Here is an 18,966-nt window from a genome sequence, read left to right on the forward strand (position 1 = left end):
GATCAGCAGAGCATTTTTTCATCATTACCGCACGATAAATACCCATCCTTTATAAGATTTCATGCCATCCGGTTTATTCACTTCCAGGATATAGAAATAAGTGCCTTCGTTGAGATCGGAACCGTTCCAGTCGTTACGGTAATCGTTAGACCGGTAGACCTGGCTGCCCCAGCGGTTGAACACCTGCAGTTTTGCACCAGGGTATTTTTCAATACCGCCGATAATGAACTTCTCGTTCTTACCGTCACCGTTAGGACTGAATACATTCGGGAAGTTCAGGTCCTGGCCCTCTATCTGTAACCTGAAGGAGGCCTTGTTATTCGTCATGTCGGGATCGATTGAGCCGGAGCCGACTTCAGAACCTGCCACCAGTTCACCGCCTTCAATGATCCTCACGCGTATTTCAAGTTGTACTGACTCACCAGGTATTACGTCACCAATGGTCCAGTTAACTATCCTGTTCGCTGCCACACTCACTGTACCTCTTCCGGTAGTTGTGCTGGTTGGCAGGCCGAGTTGCAGGGCCAGTGTATCTGTAACCACCACACCGTTGGCGATGCCGTTTCCGATATTGCTGACAGTGATCCGGTAAGTGAGCTCCTGTCCGATGCGGTAAGGGCCTGCTGCAGGAGCTACCAGTTCTTTGGTGATGGTGAGATCTCCCGCAGGAATATCTTCACTCACGATCGTTACCGTTGCCTGGCTGGCAGCACCAGCTGTATAAGTAAAGCTGGTGGATTGACCGCCGGAGATAGTCAAAATCACTGTTTCAGCATCTTCTACCAGCAGATCATTGATCACCTGTACCGGAACCGTGATGCTGTTTGCATTGGCTGGTATGGTGATGGTGCCTGTAATTGACTGGTAGTCTGCGTTAGACGTAGCAGTTCCGCCGATGGTGTATTGAACGGTAACAGGTTCAACTGTGCGTTTACCATTTGCTATGGTGATGGTGAATTCACCATGGTTGCCAACTTCATCAGCATTTGGTTTGCTGGCTGTAACTTCCAGTACCAGGTTACCGGTAGCATCGTTGTCTGTGATATTTATGGTAGCTGTATTTGGAGCCCCAACTGTATAAGTAAGACCAGTAGAAGAGCCGCCGTCAATAGTCATGATCACGGTTTCTGTTGGCTCTATCAGTTCATCTTCCAGTACAGTTAAATCAACATCCACGCTGGTGCTGCCTGCAGGGATCACTGCAGTGCCGCTGAGCTGGGTGTAATCTGTTACTGTGGTGGCGGTACCCGTGATGGTATATCTTACAGTAACGTCCCTTGCTGGCGCTTTGCCACCGGCCAGGCTGATAGTGAATTTACCAGCCGTGGATGGTTCAGCAACAGTTGGTGTTGCGCTTACCACAATGTCCAGGTTGTTATCATCGTCTATCAGATTTATTGTAGCAGTGCTGCTGGTGCCTGGTGTCACAACGATGCCTGTTGTAGTAGCGCCATTGCCGATAGTCAGCACAATGGTTTCATTGCCTTCTATTATCTGGTCATCGTTACCGGTTATCTGAATGGCAACGCTATTGTCACCTGTAGGTATTACTGCAGTACCGGTCAGGGTGGCGTAGTCGGTACCATTGATGGCGGTACCTGTTACTGTATAGGTAACGGTAAGATCCGTTGCCGTTTTGATATTGCCAGGCAATTTGATGATAAAGCCTGCGCCTGATCCAGCTTCCGATACATCGCCATTAGCAGCTACATTCAGTACCAGATTGGCGGGTGTGTTTTCATCATCCGTAATATTCACAGTGGCATTGCCTGTACCGGTATACGTGATACCTGCTCCGGTGCCGCCGTTGAGTGTGAGTATAACGGTTTCTGTTGCTTCCAGCAGATCATCGTTCTGAGCAGTAACCGGAACGCTTACGCCTGCATCCCCTGCACGGATCACCGCAGTGCCGCTAACGAGAGTATGGTCTGTTCCCGGTGTTGCTGTACCAGTGATGATGTAATTCACCGTGATATCATTTGCTGCGCGTACAGTGCCCGGCAGGCTGATCATATAGCTGCCATCTGCGCCACCCTCTGTTGCATCGCTGACTTTGGTGACAGTCAGCCCGAGGTTGGCAGGTATGGTGCTTTCATCGTCTGTTATATTCACGGTGGCGCTGTTGGTGCCGGTGAATGTGAGGTTTGTACTGCTGCCACCTGTGAGTGTTGCTATCACTGTTTCTCTTGGTTCTATGAGGTCATCGTTCAGTACATCTACTGATAATGGTATGCTGTTATTATTGGCAGGAATGATTATAGTACCGGAGAGGGGCGTGTAATCGGAACCAGGCGTAGCAGTACCACCGATAGTATACTTCACAGTGATATCTTCTGAAGAAGTTACACCGAAAGGCAGGCTGATGATAAATCTGCCGTTGGTACCAGGTTCCGAGCCGTCTGCGTCCGGAGCGATATTCAGTACCAGGTTGGCCGGGTCCTGATCATCATCTATAATATCCAGTGAGGCTGTTTTATCCGGACCCGGAACAAAGGTGATGCCGCCGTTCTGGGAGCCACCTGTAATTTCCAGGGTAACGGTTTCTGTACCTTCTATCACCAGGTCGTTGACAGCGGTAACAGGTACGTTTGCAGTACTGTTTCCGGCAGTGATAACAACCGACCCAATGAGAGCACTATAGTCGTCAGTAGCTGTTGCAGTTCCACTTATGATATAGCTCACCGTGATATTTTCTGTGGATGTTACACCATCAGGCAATGAAACGATGAAATTACCTGGTGTACCCTGCTCTGTGGCATCTGTGTCTTTGATCACTTTCAGCAACAGGTTGTCTGGTGTATTGTCATTGTCTTCAATGTTCACCGTTACATTGCCTGCGCCTGTATAGGTAAGGCCGCCGCCGTTACCGCCGTTGAGGGTGATGATCACTGTTTCCAGTGGTTCTATCACCTGGTCCTCTATTACGGAAACAGGTATCGTTACACCGTCGTCACCGGCTTTGATGACAGCAGTACCGGAGAGTGCGGGGTAATCCACATCTGATGTTGCTGTACCGCCGCTCACTGTATAGTTCACCGTGATATCCTGTGCGGCTACAATGTTTGCTGGCAGTGAGAATTTCACTCTGCCTGGATTGGAGCCTTCTTTAGCATCGTTTTCTTTGCTGATGCTGAGGATCAGGTTTGCAGGCGTGTTGTCTGCATCTGTGATATCTACGGTGGCGCTGTTTGCTGCGGCAGGAGTGAAGGTGAAGCTGGTTGATTGACCACCTGTGATTGTAAGGATCACTGTTTCTAGACCTTCTAAGATCTGATCGGTGGCGGCGGTTACATCTACATCTACACTGTGGCTATTGGCAGGGATCAGCACTGTACCGGTTAAGTTAGTATAATCTGTACCATTGACAGCGGTACCGGTTATTGTATAATTCACCGTGATATCCTCTGTGGAGGTGGTTGTTGTACCGGGCAGGCTGATGGTGAATTTGCCAACAGCGCCGGATTCAACTGCATCGGCGGTTTTGGTCACAGAAAGCTCAAGGTTGGCCGGCGCATTATCGTTATCTAAGATCAGGGCCGTAGCGGCAGGGCCAAAGGTATAAGTGAAGTTTGGCGAAGTAACGCTGGTGATTGTAATCACCACGTCTTCTGTGCCTTCTATGATATCATCATCTACCACAGTACCTACAGAAGCCGTGCCTCCCGAACCTGTTGGAGAAAGTTGAGCAGTTCCGCTAAATTGAGATGCCGTAGGGGTGCCGATAAAGTCCGTGCCTAATACGGCAGTACCAGTTACGGTGTAACTAATTGTTACGTTTTCTGAAGGTATAATTCCCGTTGGCAAACTGAAATTGAACCTTATGCGGCCAAGTTGCCCGGCACCGCCTTCAGTGCCTTCATAGGCCATGGTCACGTTCACATGACGGTTAGCGGGGGTGTTGTCATCATCCAGGATATTCACCGTAACGGCCCCGGATGGGAATGTCCAGATAGGACCACCCACAAGACCAGCTGTGTTTGTACCGTTAGGGAGCAGTACAACCGTTTCAGTTTGTTCAATTCTGCTATCATCGATCACTTTTACCGGTATATCCACATAGTTACTGCCTGCCGGAATAATAATATTGAGCAGGCCGGTATAGTCCGCATTTGCTGTTGGTGTTGCTATTGCCGTACTTGCGCCAATGAAGAAATTCACCGTGACGGGAACCTGACAAGTGATGCCCGGCGGCAAGCTGATGCGGAAATTGCCGTTCGTAGCTGGTTCTGCTGCGTCAGCAGTTTTTGTAAGGATCAACTGCTTGTTAGCAGCGATATTGTCATCATCCGTGATATTCAGGCTTGTGGTACGGGAAGTTGCAGTGGCAGAAGGAGTGAAAGTATAACTCGCAGAAGTACCGCCTGTAATCGTCAGTGTTACTACTTCCGTTATGGATTCTATCATCTGATCGTCCTTCACCAGTATAGCTACAGGTACGCCGTTGTTTCCTGCCGGCAACACTACACTGCCGCTTAAGGTATTATAGTCTGTTCCATTGGTGGCAGCAGTTGCACCGGTAGCAATGGTATAGTTTACGGTAATATCTTCCGCTGATGTAATACCGGCGCCTGCCTCAAACTCAATTCGGAACCCACCGTTGGTAGCCGGTTCTGCAGCATGCGCTGTTCTGACAATCCTTAGTATCTTATTGGCTGCGATATCATCATTATCAGCAATATTCAGGGATGCAGTTGCACTGCCGGTAGCAGGGGTAAAGGTATTTGTACCGTCTGTACCGCTGGTGATAGTCAGCGTCACTGTTTCTGTTTGTTCGATCACATTATCATCTGTTGGGGGTACATCCACAACTACCTGGCCACTGCCTGCAGGAATGGTTGCTGTTCCTGTCAATGCAGGATAATCAGCAGGACTTGCAGCACTGCCACCAATTGCATAGTTGACAGTGATGGCAGTGGAAGTGGTAATCCCGGCTGGCAGTTTGATGGTGAACCTGCCGGGTGTTGCGTTACCCTCTGCTGCATGGGTGGTGGTGACTACACTCAGTTTCCGGTTATCGGCAGTGTTATCATCATCTGTGATATCCAGGTTAGCTGTATTTGAAGCAGGATCAGCGGTATAGGTGAAAAAGTTACCGTCTGTACCTCCCACGAGGTTAAGGGTAGCTGTTTCGGTACCCTCAATTATCTTATCGTCAATCACGGAAACCGGAAGGGATACGCTGTTCTGGTTGGCTGGAAGCGTTATCGTAAATATCGAATAATCTGTATTACGGGTAGCGCTGCCGGTCATGCTATAACTGAGCGTAGTGTTAGCACTGGAAGTATAACCAGGAGGCAGGCTTACTTTAAAACTACCTGGTGTACCAGGTTCTGCCGCATCGTTTACTTTTTCCACCTTCAATACCTGGTTGGCGGCAGTGGCATCATTATCCGCAATGGTTATGACTATGTTTTCGTTCACCGGGTCCGGAGGGAAGATGAAGGCATTTCCTCCGCCATCGGTCGCGCTACCGGAAAGGAGGGTGAAGGTCAGGGGTTCTGTTGGTTCAATAATGTTATCGTCCTTAACATTCAGGGTAACAGTAACGCTACCTGGCATGCCTGGACTTGGCGCACCCGGAGGTATCACAATCGTTCCAAAACTTTCATAGTCCAGGCCGGATGTAGCGCCGGGGGAGCCTGCGGTTGGATTGGAAACCTTGTAGGCAACGGTTATCGGCCATGCAGAAGTTGCAACGCCGGCCAGCCTAATTGTGAACGTAGCATTGGTACCAGGTTCTGCCGCATTTGTGCCGGCGATCACCTGCAACGGTGTGGTGCTGGCAGCATTGGCGTCTACGATAGAAACAGCCGCGCCATTTCCTGCCGGATCTATCGTATACGAACGGGATAAAGATGCAGCATTTGTGAGGGTCAGTATCACTGTTTCAGGGCCTTCGATCAAACCATCATTACCCGCATCTACATCAACGAATACTTCATTGACACCTGCGGGGATCACGATAACGCTGCCTGAATGCCCGAGCAGTGAATAATCAAAGATATCGGCAGTGCCTGTGGTGGTAAAGTCGATTACTATATTTTCTGAACTGGTTACGCCCGGAGGTAACGATATCCGGTATTGACCGTTTATGCCACCTTCTATAGCATCAGAGATCTTTGTAAGCAACACAACCGTGGTGTTACCGGGAACAGCATCATTATCCGTAATATCAACGGTTGCGCTGTTAACAGCTGCCGCGGTATAACTGAGATTTGCGGATGTACCACCTGATACATTTAAGATCACCGTTTCAGTGGGTTCAATAACCGTGTTGTCGATCACCTTCACGGGAACATCTACACTGTTATTATTGGCAGGGATGATGATTGATCCGGTTATTGCGGTGTAATCAGTTCCCGGGTTAGCTGTACCTGCTCCTATCGCATAGGTAACTGTTATATCCTCTGAAGCACGTACACCCGGCGGCAGGCTTACCCTGAAGGCGCCTGTAGTGGAAGGTTCCGCGGCATTGCTCTGCGCAGTAACCGTTATTGTTTTATTGGCGGGAGTATTATCCTCATCAGTGATATTAATGGTTGCATTGGGCGTTGCCGGATCAGGCGTAAGCGTAAATACCGCGCTTGCACCCTGCGTGGCTACACCACTAACGATAGTCAGTATAATTGTTTCAGTTGGTTCTATCAGATCATCGTTCACAACGCTGACAGGAACGTTTACACTGTTCGCATTAGCAGGCAGTGTGATGGTGGTAGCAGGCCCGCTATAGTCAGCGCTATGCGTGGCAGTACCTGTGAGCGTGTAGGTAACAGTGATAGGCAGGGAGCTTTGATAGCTGCCTGGCAGTTTGATTGTAAAGCCACCGCTGGAAGTTGGTTCGCTGAGGTTGCCATTGCTGGTCACAGCAAGCAGTCTTGTAGCTGCAGTATAATCGTTGTCTGCCTGGTAAAGTGTAGCGTTAAAATTAACGGCATCCACCCCAAAGTTTCCGGCAGTGGGCGTTGTACCACCAGAGATGGTCATGATGATGTCTTCGGTCTGTTCAATAAGCTGGTCATCTATTCCGGTTACATTAACCACTATACTGTTCTGACCTGCAGGAATGATAGCAGTTGTGGACAGCGCCTGATAATCAACACCATTAGTAGAAGTTCCGCTCATGGCGTAGGTAACCGTAATGTTTTCCGGTGCCAGTACGCCTGAAGGCAGTGCGATCGTGAAGGTACCTGTATTGGCAGGTTCGTTCACGTTGAGCTGAGCAGTTACACTCAACAGGCGGTTAGCAGGCACATCATCGTCATCTGCGATCTGCACGGTAGCATTGCCTGCCGCGCCATCAACGGTGTAAGTATAATTTGCGGACGTACCGGGTTGTAAGGTGAGGATAACTGTTTCCGTAGTTTCAATCTGTGCATCGTTCACAATGCTAACAGGGATGGATACACTATTATTACCTGCAGTGATCACTGCGGTACCGCTCAATGCGGTGTAATCAGCGGTGGGAGAGGCGGTGCCGCTAATGGTGTAAGGGATAGTGATATTTTCTGCCGCCAGTACACCGGCAGGCAGGTGGATGGAGAATCCGCCATCGGTTACCGGTTCCTGTGCATCTGCGGTTTTGGTAACTGACAGGATACGTTTGGCGGGTGTGAATCCATCTACTATAACAGTCACAGTCTTCGCAGAATCGCAACCTTGCGGGCTGGTAACGGTATAAGTGATATTGGCCGTACCGGGTGTTAAGCCGGATACAACACCCGTGTTGCTCACTGTAGCGACAGCCGTGTTGCTGCTGCTCCATATGCCGCCGGGCGTGGTGTTGCTCAGGGAAGTGGTGCTGCCCTGGAATAGGGTAAGGTTACCGGTGATACCGTCTACCCCGGGTATTGCGTTTACGGTCACTGTGGCGGTCTGGCTGGCGCTGCAACCATCGCTGTTGGTAACGGCATAGGTGATAGTTGCGCTGCCGGGAGCAATTCCCGTAACCACGCCACCCGCATTAACCGTGGCAATGGCCGCATTGCTGGTGCTCCAGGTACCGCCTGCCGTGGCACTGGTGAGTATAGTAGTATTCCTCTCGCATACGGCGGTGGCGCCTGTTATAGGGGCTACGGTAACCGTACTTTTTGTGATCGTGATAGTATCGGCGATCGTACAGCCGTCAGGGTATTGCACGGCAACCCTGTAGGCGCCGCCATCGGTAACAGACAATGTTTTGTCAGTGCTGCCGCCGGTCCATAAGTAGGTGGCGGAAGGACCGGCAAAGAACCCGTCTGTATTCAGCACAATGGGAAACGCATCGGCGCAGACAGTACGATTTGGGCCCAAACCGGTGATAGTAGCGGAGTTGTCATAAGGTAATATAACCCAGTTCACATTGCCGCCAAGGTCTATCGAATGCTCTCTCGCCGTAAAGGGTGTAACACCTGCGGCGGTAATACGGTTAAGACGGATATAATCAAAGTCAACCGTGCCGCTCGTTTTTGTAACGGTGGCGTTTGCCGTGGTTGATGAACTGACGATCTGTGTTGGGTTACAGGGGGAGCCGCTGCCATACCATTCTTTTGTAATCGTGTTGTTGGTACCGCTCAGGAAGGTATACACCTTACCGGGAGAAAAGATCAGAGTGTCAATTGTGTTACCCGTTCCGTAGATGTAGCCCTTGCCCTTGAATTCCAGCTTACCGATGGTGTTGCCGCCATTAATTAAGGCGCCTGAGGTAGTAGCCGGATTAGTGAAAATAAATTCTTTCGCGGATATTGAATTTACCAGTATATAGTTTCCGTTGGTGGCTGCAGTGCTCACTATGTTGTAAGCTGCGTTATTTGCTTTAAAGTATGCAGGAGCGTTTATGATAGATCCGCTGGCCTGCAGCGACTTGCTCCCTCCCGTGTATTCCCAGTCTGCATTAATAGTGGCATTGGTGATGTTTAGGGTGGTGGGAGTGTTTTGGTTCCCATCGCTTATCGCGTTCACTGTTATCGTGCGGCCGCTTAGATCGAGACCTCCTAGCCTGAAGTCTATCCTGGCTTGCGGATTGGAAAAATTATCCGTAAAGCTGACTGTATGCCCCCCTGATTTACCAGCATACAGATCCAGGTTGCCCGATGTGTTACCATTGGAAGTAAAGGTGCTGTTCGCTGTTCCCACTAAATATAGTTGTGCATTGATGGCTACTGTATTGTTCAGGGTAAGGTTGCCCCATACTTCCAATATCAGGGAGTTGCTGGCTTTGTTGAAAACCGGTGCAAATGTGGCACCAGTCCAATCCATATTCCGGCAATAAGCATTCCCCTGCGAAACGGTGACCGTGCTGTTACCACTGGTAAAACTGCCTGCGTCGAAATACACGTCGTTAGCCACAGTTGGTACGCAGGCACCGCCAGGGCCGCCACTGGTAGTACTCCAGTGTGCGGATTCATTCCAGTCGCCCGAGCCGCCTACCCAGTAACGAGGTCCGCCGGCAGAAGGATTTATATTGAAACCGGTATTGCCACCGGCATCGGCGCCCGCAATTGAAATAGGCACTCCTTTCCCGGTAGCGGTCATGTTTTCCAGATAAACATTATTGAAATCAAGGCTCGAAGCCGGACCAAAGTTGAGAGTAGCATTGGTGGTGGCGATCCCTCTCAGCTCACCCAGACCGTCGCATCCGGGGTTGTTATATCGGAAAAGACCATTGATGGTTTGCGTATTGCGGATATAATAGTTGCGGGAAGGGGCCAGCAAAAGGTTATTGATGGTATTATTGCCGCGAATTTCGGCGGCTCCTTTAAGCTCCAATGTACCAATCGTATTGCCGCCGCCCAGTGCAACATAAGGTGAAACCAGGCTTGTGCTGGTGAACAACAAGTCCCCGATAGTCGTATTCGTGATGTTTATCTCATTCAGGGTTGTATTACATTGGACCTTTGGATAAGTAAGGCCGTTTGTTGTGAAACCCCGGTTCGCTGTAATAAAAGAACCTGCGGCATTGTTTAACCAGTTAACGTTTGTTGCTCCGAGATTCCAGTAGTTTAACGTAATCGTTGAATTACTAATGTCAATAATCCTGCTGTTGCTTGTGGCGGCGCTGTTAAAAAGTTGGATATTCATGGTACGGCCTGCCATATACATATGCCCTTTTGAAAGGATCACGTCAAGTCCCGGGAAATTTACGTTATCCATAAAGGTTACCCCGCCGGCTGTACTTTCCTTGGCGATTGTGATACTCAGGGTGCCGGTGCCGCATCCGTTCGTGGTGATAGTGGATGCTTCCGTTCCTCTCAATACCAGGTTGCCGTTCGTAAATGCCAGCGTTGGATGGAGGACAATGGAGCCCCAAACATCTATGGTACTACCCGGGGTTTGGTTCAGTACCGGCGCTGCTGCAACATTCGTCCAGGTCATGTTATGGCACCAGGCAAGATTACTGACGGATACGGCATTATTACCCCCTGCAAATCCGCTATTCGCATCAAACACCACGTCATCTCCCGTAAACGGTACACATGCGCCGCCAATGCCGCCGCTGGAAGCAGCCCAATGCGCCTTGTCGTTCCAGTCCCCTGCGCCACCTACCCAATACAGTGTAGTGCCCGTTGCGCGAGGTTGAAAATCCCATCCGGTATTTCCGCCGCCGTCCGCTCCTGTTACTGGAATTGGCAGCGTAACACTTCCGGCTGCGGCCAGGTTGGTCATTAACACATTTCGTATGTCCACTACCGCACCGGGCCCGAAAGTAACGGTAGCGCCGGCACCATAGCCAAGTATCTGCGATAGGGCATTACAATCCGGAGTATTGGCATGCAGGGCTCCTGTGATTGAGTTATTGCCAACAAATGAAAATCCGGGATTACTGGCCGCGATATAAAGGTCTTTGATCACGTTTCCGCCAGCGGCAATTGCACCACCGCCTTTGTATTCGAGCCGGTCAACCGTATTGCCGCCGCCAATGCGTACGGTCTGAGAGGCTGATGCCGGGTTGGTGAACGTAAGCTCGCCAAAAGTGGTATTATTAATTCCCATATTAGGATTACTCGCCACGGTAATATCCACTTTTGGAAAGCTAAAGCGGTCCGAATGGAAGATTGACGCAGTGATATAGGAATTCGTGGTATTAATGGTATTGTTGGTGCCCCGGTAATCCCATATACCGGTAAGCGTTAACGTAGCGTTGCTGATATCCAGGCTCCGGGTATTACTACCGCCACCGCTGAAATTTCCAAAACTGTGCGTTAAATCCGACATATCCAGGGTACCAGCGGTGAGGGCGAGCGTGGTTACACCCAATACTGCGGGAATACCATCCAGCAAAGTAAGCGAACCACCCGGCTTATTGACCGCAATGGGATTGAACCAACTCGCAGATGGGAACCTGCTGGCACCGTTCATTTTCAAAGTTGCAGCGCCACTCCCGACAAAGTTGATGCCCTGGGTGGCATAGCGTACTGAAGCCGCCATCTCAAGGCTGCCATAAATTATCAGCGGCTGGCCACTGTAAAAGAAATTTGCCACAGCCGTCACCCCGGTCCATGTCATATTGCGGCAATAGGCAGGACTTGTAGTAGGCAGATTCACATTGGATCCATTCACCAATCCGCTGTTGGCGTCAAAATGCACGTCATCATTAAGATTGGGGATGATCGAATGATCAGGAGCACCGCCAGAAGTTTTAGACCAGTGGTTCAGTTCACTCCACGAGCCCGCGCCGCCCACCCAGTAATAATCAGCTGCATACAAACGGGATACAAATAACAGAAGAACGCTAAGCAGGATTAGTTTTTTCATCTATTCTCGGATATAAAGGATAAAAAAAGTACTCACCACCTTCAGAGAAGAGTGGTAAATGGATACTGTCAATATGGTTGAGGGAATGTATTAATTCTCTACATAGGACTGGTATTGGTTATTCGGTTATGGATTTGTTCAAAAATGCGTTTGGGAGAGCCAAAAATAAATGATGTTGTTGTTTATCCTTGTAGTAAAAGTTCTATAAATTAAAAAAAAATGGCCAAAAGGGGAGGTTAGGATTACATATTATTATCAGCATAAAAAAGTCTCCAGGTTTTACGACCTGGAGACTTTTTGCTTCTTACTATGAAATTACCGGGGGTATTATATATTTCCAGATCCCCCCACCGCCAACACAATACCCAACCCATTCTTAATATTGGTGTGCACCAAATATACTTTTTGGTATATTTGGCAAATAATCAGTAAAAGATCATGTTGACGAAGGCAGAGAAGACAAAGCAATTTATATTAGAAACAGCAGCGCCCCTTTACAACCTAAAAGGCATATCCGGTGTAAACATAGATGATGTGCTGGCTGCAACGAAACTCACCAAGGGATGTCTTTACGGACACTTTGAAAACAAAGAGGATCTTTCAGAGCAGGTCATTGATCTGCTCTTGAAGAAAATTACGGATAAAATGTATCAGGCCGTAGCTGGTAAAAAAACAGCCAAGGCGAAGGTTTTCGCGTATATGGATATGCATAAAGATCCAATAGATACTTTTATTTCAGGAGGTTGCCCGATTTTTAATGCCGCGGTTGATGCTGACGATAATTTCCCGGTTATCAAACAGAAGGTGGCCGCCATTTTCAGAGCAGGGCAGGAAAGCCTTACTAATATACTTAAAGAAGGTATAAATAACGGGGAGTTTTCACCCAGCCTTGATGCGGCCACATTTTCCTTCAAGCTGGTAGCTGCCATAGAAGGCGGTATTGTTATTTGCAGAACACTTGACACTACGAAGCCAATGCTTTCCCTGATCAAAAGCCTGAAGGCAGAACTGGAACAGTATTCTGTTTAATTTTTTTTATTATAAAATAGACCAAAAAGTATATTATACCAAAAAGTCTATTGATTTTATCTGACAATAAAATATACATAAAATGAGTGCAAATAAAATTTTCGGCTCCTGCGATTAGTAGTAATACTAAAAGAATGGCAACACAAAAATATAGCTATAAAACGGACCCCAGCATCATGGATGCATTGGCTGCCGTATAGAAAAAATCATACGTTAGTGGCGGCAAAGAACTTTCACATTATCAACAATAATCCAAAAACATGAAAGCGTTTCTAATCAGGAAATACGATAAAAAAGGGAAGCTTCTGCTAACAGAGGTTGCTACTCCAGAAGTAAAAGACAATGAAGTTCTGGTAGAGGTGCACGCCAGCGGTGTGAACCTTCTGGACTCCAAGATCAAATCCGGCGAATTCAAATCGATCTTGCCCTACAAGTTTCCATTGATCCTGGGGCATGATGCCGCAGGCATAATCACCCAGGTTGGAAAACATGTGAAGCAATTCAAAGTGGGAGACCAGGTTTATGCACGTCCTGCTGATTTTCACATCGGGACATTTGCCGAATACATTGCTATCAATGAAAATGATGTTGCATTAAAACCAAAGAACATTTCGATGGAAGAAGCGGCCTCTGTTCCGCTGGTAGCGTTGACGGCCTGGCAGGCTTTGGTTGAACTGGGGAACCTGAAAAAAGGCCAGAAAGTTTTTATCCAGGCAGGATCCGGCGGTGTGGGTACCATTGCAATTCAGCTTGCAAAACATCTGGGCGCAACGGTTGCGACCACGGCCAGCGAAAAAAGTTTTGATATGCTGAGGGATCTTGGCGCAGATGTTCTGATCGACTATAAAAAACAAGATTTTGAAAATGTGTTGAAAGACTATGACCTGGTGCTGAACAGCCAGGATACAGGCACGCTAAGAAAATCGCTGAATGTACTCAAACCGGGAGGTAAACTCATTTCAATTTCGGGTCCGCCGACAGCTGATTTTGCCAAATCAATTGGTGCCCCCTGGTATGTTAAAATGATCGTGTCACTGATCAGTTCAGGTGTCCGAAGAAAAGCAGAGAAACTTGGCGTGCAGTATTCCTTTCTGTTTATGAAAGCAGATGGCAAACAACTGCACGAGATCACAAAACTGATCGAATCCGGCGCTATTAAACCTGTTGTGGATAAGGGGTTCGGGTTCGAAAAAGCCAATGATGCGTTGGAATATGTAGAAAGTGGCCGTGCAAAGGGAAAAGTTGTGGTCAATATTAAATAGGTTAAGGTTGGAATCGCTTAGGATAGCATAAGCCACGCCGGGGATGCTAATCAGGTTATAGCAAAGAAGATAGAGTTTAATTTCTTGCGAGAACAAATATATAAAAATCTTCCCCACCTTGGGTTCAGCTTGGGAAGAAAATTCATAGTAAAGGATAAAGTGTGCTTATGTCCAAAACATAAGCACTAATATCATCTTCAAGGTCTTGTATGAGTTTCTGACAATATTTATTCACGATAATGGATTAGCAATCTAAAAGAAGTCTTTCAGACTACTTTATTTGGTCATATTAACCATACTTTACAATCTTCCATCCGCTGGTGCGTTGCTGGGTATACCATAAGCGGGCATACAAGCCATTTTGTTGCAGCAATGTTTCGTGTGTACCTTGTTCCCTGATACTCCCGTCATCCAGCACAATAATTTGCTGTGCATGACGGATTGTATTCAGCTTATGGGCAATAACAATGACGGTCTTGTCCTGCACCAATTCCGCAATAGCTAACTGGATGTATGTCTCATTTTCTGGGTCAAGGCTTGCAGTGGCTTCATCCAGCAACACAATCGGTGCATTTTTCAGCAATGCCCTTGCAATGCTGATACGTTGTTTTTGCCCGCCCGATAACCGTGAACCGCCCTCGCCGACTTTGGTGTGAAGCCCCTCCGGTAATTGCCGTGCAAATTCAAGCACCTGTGCTTTGGCTGCGGCTACCATAACCTCTGTTTCCGTTGCATCCTGCTTTCCAATGAGGATATTGTTATAGATACTGTCATCGAACAGGTAAACTTCCTGAAATACTTCGCTGATTTGGTTGTACCATGTTTCCTGCGGGATTTTCCGGATATCGGTATTTCCGATGCGAATCGTTCCGCTATTTACATCCCAGAACCTTGCAATCAGGTTGGTAATAGTGGTCTTGCCCGAACCGGACGGGCCAACCAATGCCGTCATCGCCTTTTCAGGAAAACGGCAGGTGATGTCCTGCAAAACCGGAGTTTCATTGTAGGAAAAGCGGACGTCCTCAAAGCTGATATCAAACCTTTCGGGTGTCTTGTTGCCGGTTTCCACAATGGTCGGTGTTTCCATTAGTTCGGTCACACGTTTGATGCTCAATCCCATCATTTCCAGTAAAGGGAACTGCATCAGCACTATCTTAATGGGCTCATACAGGCGGTATCCGATGATAAGGAATGCCGTCACGGTCTGTACGGTGATGGAACCACCCAACAGGTAATAAGCGCCCAGCCAGGCCATACCCATAAAGCCCAATTCGAGTATCACACCCCCGGCAAGCATCAGCGGACTGAATAGCGACACGCTTTTGATGCTTTCATCCCGCAGGTCGAGCAACGCCTTGTCCAGCGTGACAAATTTTTCGCCGGTCATACGGAAAGACTTGATGTGCCGGATGCCGTACAGGTATTCAAGGAAACGGTTGCCCACATCGTTGCGGATGCGTATGTATTTCGCACCCCATATCTTGCCCAACTTATGCGTAAACGAGAAAAACGGATACAGCAAAGGGATAGCCACCGACAATGCCAAAGCCAAACGCCAGTCCAGTACGAACAGTACCACAACCAATATGGAGGTTCCGAAGATCGCATTGGTCAGTTGCCCGATGCTATGCCCGAAAACACCCTCAAACGTCTGCACATCCTGTAGCAGCACGGCTGCAATATCACCGGGGTCACGTTTTTTGAAATAGCCCAATGAAATGCGTCTAAGGTGGTTGCCCAACTTCATACGGATGGATGAACCGATGTCGGCGGTCAGGAACAGTGATGCAATCTGCGATTTAGCCGCCACAAAAAATTGAAAGACGATCAGTCCGCACAACAGGTACACTGTATTCCACAGCTTGCCGGGGTCAGGGTTTGGTTTAAAAAGTTCCCGCACAATGATGAGCAAAATAACATTCGGTGCGGCAATGAACAGGGCGTGAAGATATTCCCACATAGCGGCAAACAGCAGCTTACGCTTTTGCCCTTTAAAAATATTCTTGGTGGATGTATTGAAAAGCATGGCAATTATTCGTTTATCAGTTTAAAATCTTTGGATTGGATATGTGCATCCCACATGCGCCCGTAGAGTTCGCTATTATCCAATAATTCATGGTGTTTTCCGGAGGCTGCTATCCTGCCCTTGTCAAAAACCAGGATTTGGTCGGCATCCGTAATGGTGCTCAAACGGTGGGCGATGATGATGACCGTTTTACCCTGTATAAGCTTCCCGATAGCCTGCTGGATTTGGTATTCATTTTCGGGATCTGCAAAAGCGGTGGCTTCGTCCAGTATCAGGATAGGTGCATCTTTCAGTATGGCACGGGCAATCTGTATGCGTTGCTGTTCGCCACCGCTCAAATGTGTGCCATGTTCGCCCCAGCGGGTTTGGTAGCCATTGGGCAGCTTCATGATAAAGTCGTGGCAATGGGCAGCCTTTGCGGCTCCAATCACTTCCTGCTCCGTTTTATCCATACCCATGCGGATGTTTTCAAAAAGGGTTTCCTGAAACATGAAGCTGTCCTGGAATACGAACGATACGATGCCCATCAGTTCATCCGTAAGTATCCGGCGGCAATCCACGCCACCGATATGCACCGAACCGCTGTCCACATCCCAAAAGCGGGCAACCATTTGAGCTGCAGTGCTTTTCCCGGAACCGGACGGGCCGACAAAAGCGGTAATGCTTGCAGGAGGAATTTCAAAACTTGCTCCATCCAATGCCTTGATGGTCGTTCCGTAGCTAAAGGTGACATCCCGGAACGCCACGGAATAGTCCGCAGGCCGCAACGCCTTACCCTGTACTTCCTGCTCCCGTGCATTCAGAAAATCGTCCATCTTCTCCACGCCGGTATTGATTTGCATCAGTTCCGTAGTGAGGTTGGACAACCCGAAAAGCGGTTTGATATAACCGCCCCCAAGAACGAGGAACAGGACGAAAACACTTGCCGAAAGCCCGTGATGCAGGTATAGGTAAATACCGAGTACCAGCACAGGCAATACGGCATTAGACAGGAAACTCATGAACACCGCCCAGGTACGCAGGGATTGGTAAGCCCATTTTTTTCCGAAGTCCACCAATTCTTCCACCGCTTCACGGTACAACGCAAACTGCTCTGTTCCCTTTCCGAAAATTTTCATCACGGGGATAGCCCGCACATATTCGATGATTACGCTGTTCATGCGGGAGCGGGCTTCAAAGTAATAGGCCGTTTTCTCCTTATAGCCCTTGTTGGTATATGCGATGGCCATCCATACGGCCAGTATCAGCAAGGGCAGTAGGCTGATGAGCGCCAGCCTCCAGTCCTGCCAAAAGAGGTAAGCAAGTGTAACCAACGGTACGCAGAACCCTTTTACGGTGTCTGGCAGCAGGTGGGCGATGAACAATTCGATATGCTCGATGTCGTTCACGATGGTTTTTTGCAATGCCCCCGAACTCTTTTTGCCCAGATAACCCAACGGCAGCTTGCCTGCTTTTTGTGCCATTCTTTTGCGAAGTCCGTACAGAATATGGAATGCGGCACGGTGTGCCAGAATCCCCGACAGGAGGTGGCAGCCATAGCTTACAAGTACGACAATCAGAACTTTAACAATGGTGCTGACCATCGCATCATAGGAAAACGATTGCCTGAAGAGTTCTTCGAAAAACCGGTATATCAGAATGAACGGTGCAAGCGACAATACGCCGTGTATAACCCCGAAAACGACTGCCGATATTAGCTCCGTTTTTCGTTGCCCGCTCAATTCCAGCAACCGGGCAATGCCTTTCTTTTTATTTGTTGTATTTTTATCCATGATTTTATAGTTGGCTAAAAAAAATGTTAGGTGAACCTAATTTTGTATCTTTGTAAGTGCAAAATTCTTTTATTGAGCGTTTTGCTGTGAACGGAAACAGAACTAAATTCAACGAAATGGGAACAGTCATTGGAAAAATATACGATACAGGTGTACCGGGTAGAACCGGTCAGCTTTATGAAGGTATGACGGAGCATTACATCGGAAACCGGCAGCATCATTGCAAAGCAGAAGAAATTACTTTTGACGGGGTATCCATGCGGTGGTGCGACTGCTCCATTGACCAATCTGCAAGGGTTGAGGTGGAGAGCAGGGAAGAATTTGTGGAACTTCATTACAATATTACGGGTCAGAGCTCCAGCGATTTTGGCGAGGGGAACTTCGACTTCCAACCATTAAGGCATAGCCTGTTTTACAGTAATGGCTACGCTGGCTCACATCAAATAACGGGCGACAAAAACAGTTCGCATGCGTTTCTGGAAGTGAAGCTGTCCAGGAATATATTTGAACGCCTCAATCTTGGCATGGACAGTCCAGGCAATATCATTATGGACTATATGACAGACCGGAGAACCGGCTGGGTCGGTAAGACAGCCCCCATTTCCCCTGAAATGGTATTCCTGATTTCCAATATCCGGAAATGTCCTTATTCAGGTATGATGAAGCGTTTATACCTGGAGTCGAAGTTAATGGAGTTGTACCTGTTACAGATTAACACCCTGACTGCCGATGAGCGGCAGTTTGCAACCAACCTCAAAAGGGGAGATATTGACAAGATATACGAAGCAAGGGAATTTATAGATAAGCATTACGGCGAACCCTGCTCCATCATTTACCTTGCATCACATATCGGTCTAAACCAACAGAAGTTGAAAACAGGTTTCCGGGAAATATTAGGCATTACTGTATTCGGCTACCTAAGTGAGGTACGGATGCAGCAGGCAAAGCGGATGCTTCTTGAAGAGAAAAAGTATGTGGGCGAAGTGGCAATTGAAGTTGGGTACAAAAACCCGCACCACTTCACCGCAGCGTTTAAGAAAAGGTTTGGCTTTTTGCCAAGCGGATTGAGGGAATAGTGAAATCTGTTCATTATTGCAATTACACCAGGTCAGCAGAAAATATGGGCATTTGTGTAGTTTTATCAGAT

Annotated in this window: 6 protein-coding genes; 3 read left to right on the plus strand and 3 right to left on the minus strand. The window is 48.2% G+C overall.

What is annotated here, in order from left to right; translation table 11 throughout:
- Positions 1–24 precede the first annotated feature (24 nt).
- Entirely contained in the window at positions 25–11,730 is an 11,706-nt protein-coding gene (locus tag AAHN97_RS10015; protein ID WP_343307459.1) for a Calx-beta domain-containing protein, read from the minus strand.
- 438 nt (positions 11,731–12,168) lie between these two features.
- Here AAHN97_RS10015 and AAHN97_RS10020 point away from each other — a divergent pair, with 438 nt between their 5' ends.
- Both AAHN97_RS10020 and AAHN97_RS10025 read left to right on the plus strand, forming a co-directional pair.
- Positions 12,169–12,759, plus strand: a complete 591-nt coding sequence (locus AAHN97_RS10020; protein ID WP_343307460.1) for a TetR/AcrR family transcriptional regulator — start codon at positions 12,169–12,171, stop codon at positions 12,757–12,759.
- Between the two features lie 260 nt (positions 12,760–13,019).
- Positions 13,020–14,021, plus strand: coding sequence for an NADP-dependent oxidoreductase (locus AAHN97_RS10025; protein WP_343307462.1), 1,002 nt, complete (start codon positions 13,020–13,022; stop codon positions 14,019–14,021).
- A gap of 289 nt (positions 14,022–14,310) precedes the next feature.
- Here AAHN97_RS10025 and AAHN97_RS10030 read toward each other — a convergent pair whose 3' ends face one another.
- The gene (locus AAHN97_RS10030; protein WP_343307463.1) at positions 14,311–16,047 is read right to left on the minus strand and encodes an ABC transporter ATP-binding protein; all 1,737 of its coding nucleotides are present in this window, start codon (positions 16,045–16,047) and stop codon (positions 14,311–14,313) included.
- Positions 16,048–16,052: 5 nt separating this feature from the next.
- Positions 16,053–17,819 (minus strand): ABC transporter ATP-binding protein, encoded by a 1,767-nt coding sequence (locus tag AAHN97_RS10035; RefSeq protein ID WP_343307464.1) that lies wholly within the window; start codon positions 17,817–17,819, stop codon positions 16,053–16,055.
- A gap of 116 nt (positions 17,820–17,935) precedes the next feature.
- Between AAHN97_RS10035 and AAHN97_RS10040 the strand changes: the two genes are divergently transcribed.
- On the plus strand, positions 17,936–18,895 hold the full coding sequence (locus AAHN97_RS10040; protein WP_343307465.1) for an AraC family transcriptional regulator: 960 nt from the start codon (positions 17,936–17,938) through the stop codon (positions 18,893–18,895).
- Positions 18,896–18,966: the final 71 nt, after the last annotated feature.

It is taken from the genome of Chitinophaga niabensis (genome assembly GCF_039545795.1).
Taxonomy (GTDB): domain Bacteria; phylum Bacteroidota; class Bacteroidia; order Chitinophagales; family Chitinophagaceae; genus Chitinophaga; species Chitinophaga niabensis_B.